The 15,104-nt window shown below is 51.3% G+C and carries 11 protein-coding genes; 10 read left to right on the plus strand and 1 reads right to left on the minus strand.

Features of this window, described 5'->3' with window-relative positions; genetic code table 11:
• Nucleotides 1-26 precede the first annotated feature (26 nt).
• Nucleotides 27-2,951 (minus strand): autotransporter adhesin EhaB, encoded by a 2,925-nt coding sequence (ehaB, locus tag OGW44_RS19030; RefSeq protein WP_075846787.1) that lies wholly within the window; start codon nt 2,949-2,951, stop codon nt 27-29.
• 510 nt (nt 2,952-3,461) lie between these two features.
• Here ehaB and hemB point away from each other — a divergent pair.
• The 10 genes from hemB to OGW44_RS19080 all read left to right on the plus strand — a co-directional run bounded on the left by hemB (nt 3,462) and on the right by OGW44_RS19080 (nt 15,102).
• Nucleotides 3,462-4,436: a porphobilinogen synthase gene (gene hemB, locus OGW44_RS19035; protein ID WP_016151991.1), complete on the plus strand. Its 975-nt coding sequence runs from the start codon at nt 3,462-3,464 to the stop codon at nt 4,434-4,436.
• 510 nt (nt 4,437-4,946) lie between these two features.
• Nucleotides 4,947-5,588 (plus strand): PIG-L deacetylase family protein, encoded by a 642-nt coding sequence (locus OGW44_RS19040; protein WP_016151990.1) that lies wholly within the window; start codon nt 4,947-4,949, stop codon nt 5,586-5,588.
• A 4-nt stretch (nt 5,589-5,592) separates the two neighbouring features.
• Nucleotides 5,593-6,789, plus strand: coding sequence for a glycosyltransferase family 2 protein (locus OGW44_RS19045; protein WP_115190908.1), 1,197 nt, complete (start codon nt 5,593-5,595; stop codon nt 6,787-6,789).
• The gene (locus OGW44_RS19050) at nt 6,728-7,357 is read left to right on the plus strand and encodes an LbetaH domain-containing protein (protein ID WP_047357665.1); all 630 of its coding nucleotides are present in this window, start codon (nt 6,728-6,730) and stop codon (nt 7,355-7,357) included. The genes OGW44_RS19045 and OGW44_RS19050 overlap by 62 nt, the downstream gene beginning before the upstream one ends.
• Nucleotides 7,354-8,136, plus strand: coding sequence for a YaiO family outer membrane beta-barrel protein (locus OGW44_RS19055; protein ID WP_278085862.1), 783 nt, complete (start codon nt 7,354-7,356; stop codon nt 8,134-8,136). The genes OGW44_RS19050 and OGW44_RS19055 overlap by 4 nt, the downstream gene beginning before the upstream one ends.
• 229 nt (nt 8,137-8,365) lie before the next feature.
• Nucleotides 8,366-8,995 carry a response regulator transcription factor gene (locus OGW44_RS19060; protein ID WP_032931278.1) on the plus strand — a complete coding sequence of 210 codons (630 nt, stop codon included), beginning with the start codon at nt 8,366-8,368 and terminating at the stop codon, nt 8,993-8,995.
• A complete protein-coding gene (locus tag OGW44_RS19065) occupies nt 8,995-10,536 on the plus strand; it encodes an MASE1 domain-containing sensor histidine kinase (RefSeq protein WP_016155822.1) in 1,542 nt (513 codons plus the stop codon). The genes OGW44_RS19060 and OGW44_RS19065 overlap by 1 nt, the downstream gene beginning before the upstream one ends.
• 85 nt (nt 10,537-10,621) lie before the next feature.
• The gene (gene uhpC, locus OGW44_RS19070; RefSeq protein ID WP_016155821.1) at nt 10,622-11,926 is read left to right on the plus strand and encodes an MFS transporter family glucose-6-phosphate receptor UhpC; all 1,305 of its coding nucleotides are present in this window, start codon (nt 10,622-10,624) and stop codon (nt 11,924-11,926) included.
• Entirely contained in the window at nt 11,923-12,954 is a 1,032-nt protein-coding gene (locus OGW44_RS19075; protein WP_016151983.1) for an ABC transporter substrate-binding protein, read from the plus strand. The genes uhpC and OGW44_RS19075 overlap by 4 nt, the downstream gene beginning before the upstream one ends.
• A 69-nt stretch (nt 12,955-13,023) precedes the next feature.
• Nucleotides 13,024-15,102, plus strand: a complete 2,079-nt coding sequence (locus OGW44_RS19080) for an ABC transporter permease (RefSeq protein WP_016155820.1) — start codon at nt 13,024-13,026, stop codon at nt 15,100-15,102.
• Nucleotides 15,103-15,104: the final 2 nt, after the last annotated feature.

Below are 15,104 nucleotides of genomic sequence, written 5' to 3' on the forward strand. Positions count from 1 at the left end.
CCTTTTATTTCTCTGCGAGAAAGTTGTTACCAGGTATATTTAACACCAACGTTTGCAGACCAGTCTTGATCGACATCACCGCCACCGAGGTAATTAGCATCGGTGTACGCGCTGAAGTTCTTGGTGAAGCTAAACTGAGTACCCAGCCCAACGCGTACCGCAGAACCTTCTACGCCGTTGTCGATAGAATCACCGTTTACATCAGAATCGTTGTTAGAGTCATCGTAAACGTAGGCCAGTTTGAAGTACGGGGTCAGCGCCTGGTCATCGCTGTAGGCGAAGGTATAACCCGCATCTACACCAAGTTCATAACGCATGCTGTCATAAGACTGACCGTCAACTTTCATGTCGTTGCTCAGCTTATAGTCATCACCAGACTGGAACAGACCGGATACGCTACCGTAAGGGGTTACGTAACCTGCGTCACCCAGCTTCAGGTCATAACCCAGTTTCAAGCCAAAGCCCCAGGCATCAGAAGAGGTGCTGCCATCAACATACTGACCGTTGCTCATGCTGGCAGACAGATCGTTGTTGAAGTGGGAGTAGCTTAAGTTACTGTCAACAAAGATGTTGTTCGCAAAACGAGCAGAAGAGTAGATATAGGCAGTCTGGCTATCCTGATCTACCTGACCGGTACGATCACTCATGTCACCTTTCGCGAAGCCTGCCGCAGCACCGACAATCCACTTAGCGTTGTTACCATCGATTTTGGAATCAACACCGACCATGATGCCGTTAACATCCTGATCATAGTTAATGTTGCCGTTATCCGCATCGAAGCTGCCGCCGAAGTAGCTCACCCATGCACCACCGTTATCTACCAGACCATGACGCGCGTTAGTCAGACGAGTACCAACGGTGTCTTGTTCCAGGTTCCAGATATTCGTATTGGCAGACGGAATGCTCAGCGCCATGTTCGCGTAGTCGGTCAGCTCCATCTGCTGCAGAACAACGGTGTTACCCTGCTGCTGAGCCTGATAGGTGTAAGCACCCAGGTCTGCTTTGTTGGCTGCAGAGAAGGTTGCGGTGCTGTTCGTGTCGTTAACGTAGATCAGCTCATTACCGTTGTAATCAGCAACAGAACCTGCGCCAGTGGCGTTATCGATGCGAACTTTATAGTTACCGGTTGCCGCTGCTACGTGATCACCGTAGTTATCAACTTCAGACTGATCGCCTGAGGTGTCAGAATCGCCGTTACCGTTGATAGTCAGATGACCATCAGAGTTCATCGCGATCACGCCATAACCGTAGTTAGCCTGGCGCGTATCGTTGGTACGATCGTTGGTCAGGTCAGCATTCAATACATAGTTAGCGCTGTTGATGTCGAAAACACCCGCATTAACATGGTTGTAAGCGTCGGTGTAGCTGGTCAGATTCAGGGTATCAACTTGCAGTGCGTTCCCGGTGCTGTTGCCCACATCCAGAACGCCGTTGTTGGTGACGTTAATGGTATTGGCATACAGCGCGGCATTAAGCACATTCCAGCCGGCAGAGACATCATCAGCAATCGTTACGGTACTGTTGTCAATAGACAGCGTATTAGTCGCAACACGACCATCTTCATTGATGTTCAGTGCGGAAGCACCGGTCAGAGAGATGGAGTCAGAAACCAGCGCAGAATCACCCACGTTGACAACGGAACCGCTGTTGATGCTCAAAGTGTCAATCAGAGAAGTTTTGGTGGTATCCCACTGGGAAGCGCCGTTCAGCGTCACGTTGAACAGACCGCTCTGATAAACGGTATTGCCAACCACATGACCATTTTCGTCATAGGAGGATGTGTCGCTATCGATACCGTAGGTTGAAGAAGGCCACAGGCTGTTGGCAGCGATATCAATCAGCGTAGCGGTGGCTTCAGTGCCCTCAGCATAGCTTTCGTAAACACCATCACCATCAACGTCAACCTGATGGACGGACATTGCCGCACCAACCCACTTGCTGCCGTGGTTCAGGGTCAGATCCAGACGGTCAGTACCATCCCAGCCGTTGGTATCCAGATCGGCATCAGTATCGCGGTAAGTATCAGCACCGTTCGGGAAGAAGTTCTCATCAAAGTTGCTGGAGAACAGCACATCGCCCATCAGCGTAGCGTTATCAAACGTGGCGGTGGTCTGCATCGCGTTATCTGCATTGGGATTAGCAATAACCGCCAATGCGATATCATTCGCGTTCCAACCGTTACCGTTGTAGTCGCTCGCATTGCTGGTGTTACCAAACCAGCCGGATCTTCCTTCATCAGACCAGGAACCTGAGGTCAGGGTAGAGTCGGTAACAGCGATAGTGTTGTTAAACACTTCGCCGCTGTTTACGCCGGTGATGACGGTATTATCGTCAATATCTTCCCACTCATAACCCTGAGTCAGGGTAATACCCGCGACGTGAGAGTTGTTGGAGATAGACAGATCAACTTCTTGATCCAGAGTGATAGCCGTACCCAGGTTATAAACGTCGACAACGTGCGTATCAGCCACGTCATTATAGGTACCGTTGTAGGTATAATGTTCGTAGTTGTCATCGATAGTGGAGTTGATGACGTTCATTGCCAGACGGTCGTAGTAATAGTCGGTACCCGTACGGTTAGTACAATCCGTGGTCATACACTCGGATGTCACCATACCGTGAATGGTACTGTTTTTAATCGTCAGGCTGTTATAATTGCCGTTAGTTGACAGTCCATCATCCAGATAATAAGTAGAAATAACGCCGTTGACAGTAGCATTATTGATTACCGGATAAATATCACCGTTATAAATGCTATCAGTGCCGTAATTGTTCCAACCGACATAGCCATCGAAGTAAACGTCATCAACATGTGATGCGTCATTATAATGGGTGAACGTTGTGTACGTAGTTCCAGAAATATCAGTAGAAGCATTCGCCTGAGAAGTGATTGCCAAAGTACAGGCTAATGCTAATTGTGAGACTACAAGTTTCTTTTTCCAAGTGTGCATTTGTCATCCCTCCTCAGGGACGTAATATAGTTGATCCATCAATTATCAATGCAAAGAAAACATTTTATGTTTCGCGGGGACGATTATGCGGTTTCACAAAGGAAAGGTTCAATTATTCTTTGCTAGTCGTCCGAAACCGGACAACACTACGAATACTCCCGCCTCTGACACAAAAAACAAAAATACTTATCCTTTCAATGAAATACTGCACAACACACCTCTGAAACATATAATTAATAAATAACTCACCACACACCCAAACAAATAAACAATAAATAAAGAGAAATTATCACCAGCCCTACAGAAATAAACGCATCAATATTTAAAATAATAAAAACAGAAACAAGAAAAATAATGAATATAAATAACTTGCCATAAATGTGAATAAATTGCTCTAATGATTCAGCCTTCCACGATGGAAAATCCAGATATAACGCCAACTTTCGTAAACCACCCACCCTCAGGTTCGGGTATACTACGGCCTTCGATTCCACAAACATCAGGCATACCATGACAGACCTAATCCAACGCCCTCGCCGCCTGCGCAAATCACCTGCGCTGCGCGCTATGTTTGAAGAGACAACACTCAGCTTAAATGACCTGGTGTTGCCGATCTTTGTTGAAGAAGAACTCGACGATTACAAAGCTATCGAGGCCATGCCCGGCGTGATGCGCATTCCAGAGAAGCATCTGGCGCGCGAAATTGAACGCATTGCTAATGCAGGCATCCGCTCGGTTATGACCTTCGGCATTTCCCATCACACCGATGACACCGGCAGCGATGCCTGGAAAGAAGACGGTCTGGTGGCGCGCATGTCGCGTATCTGTAAGCAGACCGTACCGGAGATGATCGTCATGTCCGACACCTGCTTCTGTGAATACACCTCGCACGGTCACTGCGGCGTATTATGCGAGCACGGCGTTGATAACGATTTAACCCTTGCCAATCTCGGCAAACAGGCGGTCGTTGCCGCCGCTGCGGGCGCAGATTTCATCGCCCCTTCCGCCGCAATGGACGGCCAGGTACAGGCGATTCGCCAGGCGCTGGATGCCGCGGGCTTTACCGATACCGCGATCATGTCCTACTCCACCAAATTTGCCTCTTCTTTCTATGGCCCATTCCGTGAAGCCGCAGGTACCGCGCTGAAGGGCGATCGTAAAACCTATCAGATGAACCCGATGAACCGTCGGGAAGCGATCCGCGAATCGCTGCTGGATGAAGCCCAGGGCGCAGACTGCTTGATGGTCAAACCGGCTGGCGCATACCTCGATATTCTGCGCGATATCCGCGAGCGCACCGAGCTGCCGATTGGCGCTTATCAGGTCAGCGGTGAATACGCGATGATCAAGTTTGCAGCCCTTGCGGGTGCAATAGATGAAGAGAAAGTGGTGCTGGAAAGCTTAGGCTCGATCAAACGCGCTGGCGCGGATCTGATCTTCAGCTACTTCGCACTGGATCTGGCTGAGAAAAAAATCCTGCGCTAACTTTATTGTTCCATGCCGGGTGGCGTAAACCATCCGGCCTGTTATCGCCAGCCTAAAGATTCTAACGAGTACCAGCGCTCAGCGTCTTGCTGTTTATGATTCATTCTGAAAGTAATATCCCCTCTGAAATTCATCACTACAATCAATATCAATTATTCATAAATGAATACTAAAATGACATATGTATTCCATTCTTCTGTTTGAAGGTATAGTTACAGTACAATTTAATAACTTCATTATCTAATTACAAAAAATCAATCATTCAGAAAAATCAAACCAGTAAAAAATTAATGCATTCATTTTTCTTATTGATTAAGAAAAAGCATCCTAACTTTCAATAAATATTATTTTTTGACTAATCAAATTACACACTGTAATATCTTTATTACGGCAAACACTAATCCATCCTGTCTTTCCAACAAGAGCTTAAAATATCTGAAAAACAGATATTGTGTTTATATTCATTGAACACCCAGATAACACTCTCATAGAAAAGTGAAGGATTTGATCATGGTTACATCATACCAAAAAGGGATATTAGCAATCGGTGCGCATCCGGACGATATCGAACTCGGATGTGGTGCCTCGTTATCCCGCTTAATAAAAGAAGGCTATCACGTTACTGCCGTCGTCATGACCGCAGGGGCTGAAGGGTGCGCTTTAAAAGCCGACCGACACGCAGAATCTCAATCGGCATTAACATCATTAGGCTGCCATCAGATTTTTCATTTTCATTTTGAGGACACACGCACACCGTACTTTGTTGATACGATGATCAAATCACTTGAAGACGTCATCACAAATCACATTCCCGAACAAATCAACATCGTGCGAACTTATACTATGCATGATTCTGACCGGCATCAGGATCATCGCGCGGTACATAAGGCTTCTATCGTTGCCTGCCGAAATATTCCCCAGGTTCTCGGTTATGAAACCCCCAGTACCTGGCTGACGTTTATTCCCCAAGTTTTTGAAAAGGTCAGTGAAAACTGTTTCATTCAAAAACTTCGTGCGCTTTCATTTCACCAAAGCCAGCAGCAACGTGATTATATGCGTACAGAACGTCTGCGTACCGTAGCTCAATTCCGAGGGCAACAGGCCGGATGTGAATTATCTGAAGGTTTTGTTGTTCACAAAATGATTCTCTAATTATATGAAAACAATATTTTTTATTATGATGAGCCTATGTATATTACTTTGGTTCCTCACAACCTTAAAACGAAAACCTAGTTTACGTAACGACAGTATTGACGCCATTATTCCGGCCTATAACGAAGGTCCTTGCCTGGCACAATCGCTGGAAAACTTGTTATTAAATCCCTATTTTCATCGAGTCATATGTGTAAACGATGGTTCCACTGATGATACCGAAATCATTATGCATAAAGTGAAAGAAAAATGGGGAGAACGCCTGATTACCGTGACGCAAAAGAATACCGGGAAAGGTGGCGCCTTAATGAATGGATTAAACTATGCTACCTGTGAGCAGGTTTTTTTAAGCGATGCTGACACCTATGTCCCTCCTGATGGTGACGGTATGGGATTCATGTTAGCAGAAATAGAAAATGGCGCCGATGCCGTTGGTGGAATCCCCTCAACACATCTGCCTGGTGCTGGATTGCTGCCACATATCCGTGCAACGGTAAAACTTCCGATGATCGTCATGAAGCGGACATTACAGCAGTTGCTCGGCGGTGCACCTTTTATTATTAGCGGAGCCTGCGGCATGTTTCGTACTGATGTGCTGCGCAAATTTGGTTTTTCCGATCGTACCAAGGTGGAGGATCTCGATTTGACCTGGACCCTGGTCGCGAATGGTTATTGTATCCGTCAGGCAAACCGCTGCATTGTTTATCCTCAGGAGTGCAATACCTTGGGTGATGAATGGAAACGATGGCGGCGCTGGATCGTGGGTTATGCCGTTTGCATGCGTCTGCATAAATCACTCATCCTCAGCAGATTCGGCATCTTCAGCATACTCCCAATGGTGCTGGTCGTGTTGTATGGCGTAGCAATCTATCTCATTACATGGCAACACATCACGCTCACTATCGGCCCACATGCGATTGTGCTTTCCTTGTTTCCCATTATTTGGGTTGGAGTGGTTTGCTCAATTGGAGCATTTAGTGCCTGGTATCACCGATGCTGGAAACTTATTTTCCTTGCGCCTTTTTCTGTTTTTTACGTACTTCTGGCTTATTTAATTTGGATTGTATATGGACTTATTGCCTTTTTTACTGGACGTGAACCCCTACGTGACAAACCCACACGCTATACCGCGGTGGTGGATGCGCCAAACAATAACCCCCCCACAACTACCCGCGGTGGTGAAGAACTATCTAAAGCTTAGCGAACAGAATAATAAGTCAGTATCCATTGCACCTGGCGTTGTTATTGATGAAAGCGCGGGAGCTGTGACGATCGGTGCTGGCAGTAAAATTTGTCATGGTGCAGTTATTCAGGGGCCTGTCGTAATTGGGGCCGATTGCATTATTGGTAATTACGCCTTTATTCGACCAGGTTGCTTAATTGGCAATCAAGTACGTATTGGCTATGGCACCGAAATCAAAAACGCAGTATTGGAATCGACGACCACCATCGGTCCCCAATGCTTTATTTCTGACTCGGTTATTGGCAAAGGCGCTTACCTGGGCGCGCAGGTAAGAACCAGCAATCATCGCCTCGATGGTAAAACCGTGCATGTCAGGCTGGACGATGAAGACATTGATACAGGCTGCGAAAAATTAGGGTGTTATATCGGTCCCGGTGCGCGGCTTGGTGTTCAGGTCATTATTTTACCAGGCCGATATATCGCAGCTGAAAGCACAATTGGCCCACGGATAACCATCGAGCAAAACCTGCCAAAAGGTAAATATATCCTCAAACAAGAGATCTCCTGTCTCGTAGGTGAAGAATAATGAAAAGGACTTTATTTGTATCGTTGATACTCAGCACGGCTTCTCTCCCGGCTGAAGCAACCGACCTGAAGCTGACAGCCGGATACGACTTTACTGATTATTCGGCAGGGCATGGCACCCGTAACGTCATGTTCAGCGAATTAAAGACGCAGATTGACGATGGTGCCGCGGTTTTCAATATTTCCGAAGGCAGACGCGATTACGACAACGGTGAATCATGGAACGCGTTACGTGGCCGCGCGACCGTTTGGTATAACTGGAATCAGTGGTTATCAACAAAAACGGGTCTGGCAATTGCCGAAAACACCCCCGTTTTTGCCAGACGCGATGCTCAGCAGGATATCAGCGTAAAAGTTCTGCCTAAAACCGTATTTACCTTTGGTTATCGCTATGCCAACTACTTTGACGATACGGACGTCAATGCTTTTTCAGGCGGAATATCTCTGTATACCGGACCATTTATCACCTCATGGCGTTATACGCATTACGATACTGAAGATGCTGGGGGAAGCTATAGCCACATCGTTTCACTGCGCCTGAACGACCTGAACGGTAAAGGCAATACGCAGCTCTGGGTAAGCCGCGGAACGGGAGCCTATACCTATGACTGGTCACCGGACACCCAAAAAGGAACGTTAAAAAGCATCAGCCTGCGTCGCAATCAGCCGCTGACCGATCAATTAACTCTCGGTCTTGCCCTCGGCAAACAATGGTATGACACGCCGGTTGAGAGCTATCACAGCCAGCAAATTCTCGCCGATCTCACCTGGCAGTTTTAAATCTCTCCCCCTCGATAGGGGAGAATCAACCACCAATGAAATAGCCATTCTCTCAGCCCTCACGCCGCCATCCATTAATCAATGCCGGATACGCAACGCTTATCCGTCCTACAACACCCGGCAAATTATTGCGATTTTGTTACATTCGTTACATATCAGCGCCACGGGGATTGCCAGCGCGGCGCTGGCAGGCATCATAGATGCCATTGTCAGGCAAGAGAGCAAGATCATGATTCATGTTGTGCTGGTGGATGACCATGTGGTGGTGCGTTCCGGCTTTGCGCAATTACTCAGTCTCGAAGACGATCTCAACGTTGCTGGCCAGTACAGCAGCGCGGCACAGGCGTGGCCTGCATTACTGCATGATGACGTCAACGTTGCGGTGATGGATATCGCCATGCCGGATGAAAATGGCCTGAGCCTGTTAAAACGACTGCGGGCGCAGAAGCCCGGTTTTCGCGCCATTATTCTCAGCATCTATGACTCACCCACGTTTGTGCAAAGCGCACTGGATGCCGGTGCCAGCGGTTATCTGACCAAACGTTGCGGACCGGAGGAACTGGTGCAGGCGGTACGATCGGTTGGTATGGGCGGGCATTACCTGTGCGCCGACGCGCTACGGGCGCTACGCGGCGGCGAACAGCCCGCGCAGGTACTGGAGATACTGACCCCGCGCGAGCGCGAAGTGTTTGATCTGCTGGTCAAAGGCGACAGCGTAAAAGAGATCGCCTTCAAGCTCGACCTCAGCCATAAAACGGTGCACGTTCATCGTGCGAACGTGCTGGGCAAACTGCAATGCCACAGCACCATCGATCTGGTGCATTTTGCACTCGACCACCAGTTGCTGACGGGGCATTAATGTCACGCAGCCTTCGTCATTGGGTTATTTCTCTGTTTATTCTGCTGGCCTGGGGATCGGGCTGGCTGATGCTGTGGACGCTGGGGTTTTACCTGACCCACAACGGCCAGCAGGCAGCGCTATTCCTGCCGCACGGCGTCTATCTCGCTCTGCTAATCCTGCTTTCTCGCCGTTACTGGCCCGCGCTGGTACTGCCGCCGGTGCTGATGCTGTTCTGGCTGCACAGCGAGCAATTAGTGAATGGCTATATCCTGCTGGCTGCGCCGTTGATTAGTCTGATCCCGGCGAGTATCGGCCAGTCCTACTGGCACCGCTTCCCCCTTTACTGGCAGCGCTTAACGCTGCTGCTGGCCGCGGTGACGATCACGTCATTGCTCAATACCCTCCTGCTTTCACCGTTTATCCAAAGCCCGGCAACGTTAATTGGCCTGGCATCGTTTACCGGCGGCGTGCTGCTGACGCCGTTTGTCTATCTGATCTATGAATTTCTGCGCCAGCAGCACCGCTATCATTTGCTCGGACTGGATACCACCAATCCCCCCCTGCGTACCTCGCTTATCATCTGGTGCAGTCTGTTTTTCATTATTGGCATAGGTACCCAGATGGTGCTGTCACCGGAGATCGAGCGCCTGCTGCTAATCGTGGTGTTCTTACCGAACGTGGTGATGGCGTGGAAATTTGGCTGGCAGGGCGGCGTGTTGTCCGGACTGCTCGGCAGCATGATGATCACCATCGCCCGGCAAATCGGCGTCGGGTTCAGCAATTTACTGGAGCTGGAGATTTTCCTCGCCACCCAGGCGCTGCTGGGCATAGGGCTGGGGATCGCTATCAGCCGCCAGCAGCATCTGGCGCAAAACCTGCACCATTATCGCCAGCGTCTGGAAGCCGAACTGGCAGCGCGACGCGCGCTGACCGAACAACTGATCCGCACCGAGGAAAATACGCGCAAAAGCCTGGCGCGGGAGCTACACGACGAAATTGGTCAGAACATCACCGCCATTCAAATTCAGTCGCAACTGGTCAAGCGCGCGCCGGGTCGCGAGCAAACGCTTGAAGCGGCAAATCAGATCAACGACCTTGCCCGGCGCATTCACCACTCCACCCGCCAACTGTTGCGCCAGCTGCGGCCGCCCGCGCTCGATGAACTGGCCTTTAAAGATGCACTGCATCATCTGGTGAATGAATTTGCCTTTGCCGAACGCGGCATTCGCTGTTGGTTTGACTATCAGCTTGAAAATACGCCAGAAAATGAAACGGTGCGTTTCACACTGTATCGCCTGCTGCAGGAGTTGCTCAATAACGTCTGTAAACATGCCGACGCCAGCGAAGTGTCGATTACGCTGCGCCAGCAGGAACACCGCGTGTTTCTGCACGTCGCTGACAACGGTGTAGGTATTCTCGCAGAGAAAATCCCCGGGTTCGGTATCCAGGGGATGCGTGAGCGGGTCAGCGCCCTTGGCGGCGAACTGACGCTCGAATCGAACAACGGCACGCGGGTAATTGTTAACCTGCCCACAAATTTGCAACAAATCAGCCGTTAACCAGGAAAAAGTCTTAGTCACTGCGGACTTTATCTCATCCCATTTTGCTTTCACTTTCCTATAGTCAGCACAAACGGAGGCTGCCATGCATGCACGTGCATCACGCGAAACAGACCAACAATACCGGGCGCTACGCCCCCGGCTGCTGATGTGTATGGTGATTGGGTACGCCGCGTTTTATCTGACGCGCAAAAGCGTTAACTACGTCCTCCCGGCGCTGCAAACGGATCTGGGTCTGGATAAAGGCGATATCGGCCTGCTGGGATCGCTGTTTTATCTGACCTATGGCCTGTCGAAATTCACCGCCGGGCTATGGCACGACAGCCACGGACAGCGCGCGTTTATGGGCATTGGCCTGTTTGCCACCGGCGTTTTAAACGTGCTGTTCGCCTTTGGTGAATCGCTGACGCTGCTCCTGGTGGTCTGGACGCTGAACGGATTTTTTCAGGGCTGGGGCTGGCCGCCCTGCGCCCGACTACTGACTCACTGGTACTCGCGCAACGAACGCGGCTTCTGGTGGGGCTGCTGGAATATGTCGATCAACATCGGTGGGGCCATCATCCCGCTGATTAGCGCCTTTGCCGCCCATTGGTGGGGTTGGCAGGCAGCCATGCTGACTCCAGGAATAATCAGCATGGCGTTAGGCGTCTGGCTCACCCTGCAACTGAAAGGCACGCCCCGGGAAGAAGGCTTACCCACGGTTGGGGAATGGCGGCAAGACCCGCTGGAGTTGCGTCAGGAGCAGCAAAGCCCGCCGATGGGACTGTGGCAAATGTTACGCACCACCATGCTGAAGAACCCGATGATCTGGCTACTCGGCGTGTCATATGTGTTGGTCTATTTGATCCGCATTGCGCTCAACGACTGGGGCAACATCTGGCTGACGGAAAGCCACGGTGTGAACCTGCTCAGCGCCAATGCCACGGTAATGCTGTTTGAAGTCGGTGGCTTGCTGGGGGCGCTGTTTGCCGGATGGGGATCGGATCTGCTGTTCAGCGGTCAGCGTGCGCCAATGATTTTGCTGTTCACACTGGGGCTGATGGTCTCCGTCGCCGCGCTGTGGCTGGCACCGGTGCACCACTACGCGCTACTGGCAGTGTGTTTCTTTACCGTGGGCTTTTTTGTGTTTGGCCCACAGATGTTAATTGGCCTCGCGGCCGTGGAATGCGGACATAAAGCGGCGGCAGGTTCAATTACTGGTTTTCTCGGGCTGTTCGCCTATCTGGGGGCCGCGCTGGCGGGTTGGCCGCTGTCGCTGGTCATAGAACACTACGGCTGGTCGGGAATGTTCAGTTTGCTCTCGGTTGCCGCTGTCTTTATGGGTTTATTGCTGATGCCATTGCTCATTGCGGGCATTCCCCCTTCTCTCAGTCAAAGGATAAAACAATGAAACTGACGCTTACCTCTACCCTAATTGCCTCCGCTCTGACGCTGGCAGCCTTCAGCAGTGCAGCTCAGGCGCAGGGTCGTCTGGTGGTGTATTGCAGCGCCACCAACGAAATGTGCGAAACCGAAACCAAAGCCTTCGGTGAAAAATATGATGTGAAGACTTCATTCATTCGCAACGGCTCAGGCAGTACGCTGGCGAAAGTGGATGCCGAGAAGAAAAACCCGCAAGCGGATGTCTGGTACGGTGGTACGCTGGATCCACAGTCCCAGGCCGGTGAAATGGGGCTGCTGCAGCCGTATAAATCACCAAACCTCGAACAAATCATGGAGAAGTTTCGCGATCCGGCAAAAGTGAAAGGCAACCTCTCCTCGGCGGTTTATGTCGGTATTCTGGGCTTTGGCGTCAATACCCAGCGCCTGAAAGAGAAAAACCTACCGGTGCCAAAATGCTGGAAGGATCTGACCAAACCGGAATACAAAGGCGAAATCCAGATTGCTGATCCGCAAAGCTCCGGTACCGCCTATACCGCACTGGCGACTTTTGCCCAACTGTGGGGGGAAGATCAGGCCTTTGACTACCTGAAACAGCTCAACGCCAACGTCTCGCAGTACACCAAATCCGGCATTGCCCCGGCGCGTAACGCCGCCCGTGGCGAAACGGCTATCGGCATCGGTTTCTTGCACGACTACTCGCTGGAAAAAGAACAGGGTGCACCGCTGGAACTTGTCTCACCGTGCGAAGGTACCGGTTATGAAATCGGCGGTGTCAGCATCCTGAAAGGCGCGCGTAACCTCGATAACGCCAAACTGTTCGTTGACTGGGTACTGTCGAAAGACGCGCAGGAGCTGGCGTGGAAGAAAGGTAAATCCTATCAGATCCTGACCAACACCACCGCCGAGACGTCCCCTAACTCGCTGAAGCTCGACGACCTGAAGCTTATCAATTACGACATGGATAAGTACGGCTCGACCGACGTGCGTAAAGCCCTGATCAATAAGTGGGTCAGCGAAGTGAAGATGGGTAAATAACCCCAGATTTGCGTTCATTTGCCGGATACGGCCTCAACGCCATATCCGGCCTGAAATACCGGAACCGCTATGTCACACACACTTGCACTCCATCCCGTGAAAAAACGGGATGCGATATTTCTTTGGATTTTACTCGGCTGGCTGGCGTTTGCCCTGCTGCCGAGCTGGAGCCTGGACTACGGTCTGCTTGAGTCGACGCGCGAAGAAATTCTCGCCGCCTACAGCTGGTCACAGTTCAATATCAGTTGGCTCTGGTATCTGCTGCCAAGCCTGCTGCTGGTGCGCCCGTTCCATGAAGCCAGACGCGAACAGCGCAGCCGCCATTATTTTGACGCGGGCTGGGCGTTTTTCTGTATGGCGTTTATCGTCGCCAGCGCGACTCTTGAGGGACGCGGCTTAGGCTATGCCACCATCGTGCTGTTTGTGGCACTTGGCGCGATCATGACCCTAGCGCTCACCCGTCTGGAATGGCTGGGCGGCGACCGTTTCGTCATCGGCTCGCTCACCGCGATTGTCGCGCTGATCGGTATTTTTATCGTCTGGCCAAGTATCGCTATTTTCATTCCGATGTTCACCAACGACGCCGGAGAATTTGCTCCGCTGGCGTTTATGAATGTGCTGTCGCAGGCGCATATCATTCAGGTGATCCTCAACTCGATTATGCTGTCGATTGCCGTCGGCGTCGGCTGTACCTTCTTTGGCCTGGTGCTGGCTATCTACACCACCCGTATCGCGAAACGCAGCGCCATTATCGGACGAATTTTCTCGATTCTGCCGATCGTCACCCCGCCGTTTGTTGTGGGTTTAGGTGTAACGCTGATGATGGGACGCTCCGGTTACATCACCGAATTTATGGTCGAATGGTTTGGTTTGACCAACACCAACTGGCTGTACGGTTTTACCGGCATCTGGCTGGCGCAGGTGCTGGCCTTCACTCCGATGGCGTTTATGATCCTCGACGGGGCGATCAAAACCATTCATCCGTCGCTGGAGGAGGCGTCATACACCCTGCGCGCCAGCCGCTGGCAAACCTTTAACGGCGTGTTTGTCCCGCTGCTAAAACCGGCGCTGGCAAACGCCTTTTTAATTGTGGTGGTGCAGTCGCTGGCCGACTTCAGTAACCCGCTGGTGCTTGGCGGTAACTTCGACGTGCTGGCAACGCAAATCTACTTCTACATCACCGGCTCCCAGCTCGACTACCAGGCCGCCAGTACGCTGGGTGCCTTCCTGTTGCTGTTCTCGCTGCTGGTGTTCTGCGTGCAGTACATGTGGATTGGTAAACGCTCGTACGTCACCGTTTCTGGTAAATCCTATCGGGGCGACGTGCAGCCGCTGCCGGTAACGCTGGTATGGAGCGTGGTCGCGCTGCTGGCGGTGTGGATTGCCTTTAACGCCCTGCTCTACGGCAGCATTTTCTACGGCAGTTTCACCGTAAACTGGGGCGTGGACTACACCCTGACGCTGGCGAACTTTACCAAACTGTTCGGTCAGGGAATGAGCGACGGCGCGTGGCCTTCACTGCTCGACACCCTGCTCTACGCCGGGATTGCCGCGCCGATCACCGCCATCTTCGGCCTGCTGATCGCATGGGTTGTGGTGCGTCAGCACTTTAAAGGCAAAAAGACCATCGAGTTCACCACTATGCTGTGCTTTGCCGTTCCGGGCACCGTAGCGGGCGTGTCGTACATTCTGGCCTTTAACAGCGCCCCGGTATACCTCACCGGCACCGCCGCCATCGTGATTATCTCAATGGTGATGCGTAACGTCCCGGTCGGTATCCGGGCGGGCATTGCGGGCTTAGGCCAAATCGATAAATCGCTGGATGAAGCCTCGCTCAGTCTGCGCGCCGGTTCCCTGCGCACCATTACGCATATCCTGTTGCCGCTGCTGCGCCCGGCGATCCTCTCAGCGCTGATCTACAGCTTTGTGCGCGCCATTACCACCGTCAGCGCCATTGTGTTCCTCGTCACGCCGGATACCCGCGTGGCCACGGCCTACATCCTGAACCGCGTAGAAGACGGCGAATACGGCGTGGCGATTGCCTACGGTTCCATTTTAATCGTGGTGATGCTGGCGATTATTTTCATCTTTGACTGGCTGATCGGTGAATCACGTACCTCCCGTTCAAAAGCCAAAAACCAGGCGTAATG

Source organism: Citrobacter sp. Cb023 (assembly GCF_030336805.1).
GTDB lineage: Bacteria > Pseudomonadota > Gammaproteobacteria > Enterobacterales > Enterobacteriaceae > Citrobacter > Citrobacter braakii.

Coding starts and splice junctions, on each gene's coding strand:
- ehaB (WP_075846787.1), bottom strand. CDS start 2,951: ATGCACACTTGGAAAAAGAAACTTGTAGTCTCACAATTAGCATTAGCC.
- hemB (WP_016151991.1), top strand. CDS start 3,462: ATGACAGACCTAATCCAACGCCCTCGCCGCCTGCGCAAATCACCTGCG.
- OGW44_RS19040 (WP_016151990.1), top strand. CDS start 4,947: ATGGTTACATCATACCAAAAAGGGATATTAGCAATCGGTGCGCATCCG.
- OGW44_RS19045 (WP_115190908.1), top strand. CDS start 5,593: ATGAAAACAATATTTTTTATTATGATGAGCCTATGTATATTACTTTGG.
- OGW44_RS19050 (WP_047357665.1), top strand. CDS start 6,728: ATGCGCCAAACAATAACCCCCCCACAACTACCCGCGGTGGTGAAGAAC.
- OGW44_RS19060 (WP_032931278.1), top strand. CDS start 8,366: ATGATTCATGTTGTGCTGGTGGATGACCATGTGGTGGTGCGTTCCGGC.
- OGW44_RS19065 (WP_016155822.1), top strand. CDS start 8,995: ATGTCACGCAGCCTTCGTCATTGGGTTATTTCTCTGTTTATTCTGCTG.
- uhpC (WP_016155821.1), top strand. CDS start 10,622: ATGCATGCACGTGCATCACGCGAAACAGACCAACAATACCGGGCGCTA.
- OGW44_RS19075 (WP_016151983.1), top strand. CDS start 11,923: ATGAAACTGACGCTTACCTCTACCCTAATTGCCTCCGCTCTGACGCTG.
- OGW44_RS19080 (WP_016155820.1), top strand. CDS start 13,024: ATGTCACACACACTTGCACTCCATCCCGTGAAAAAACGGGATGCGATA.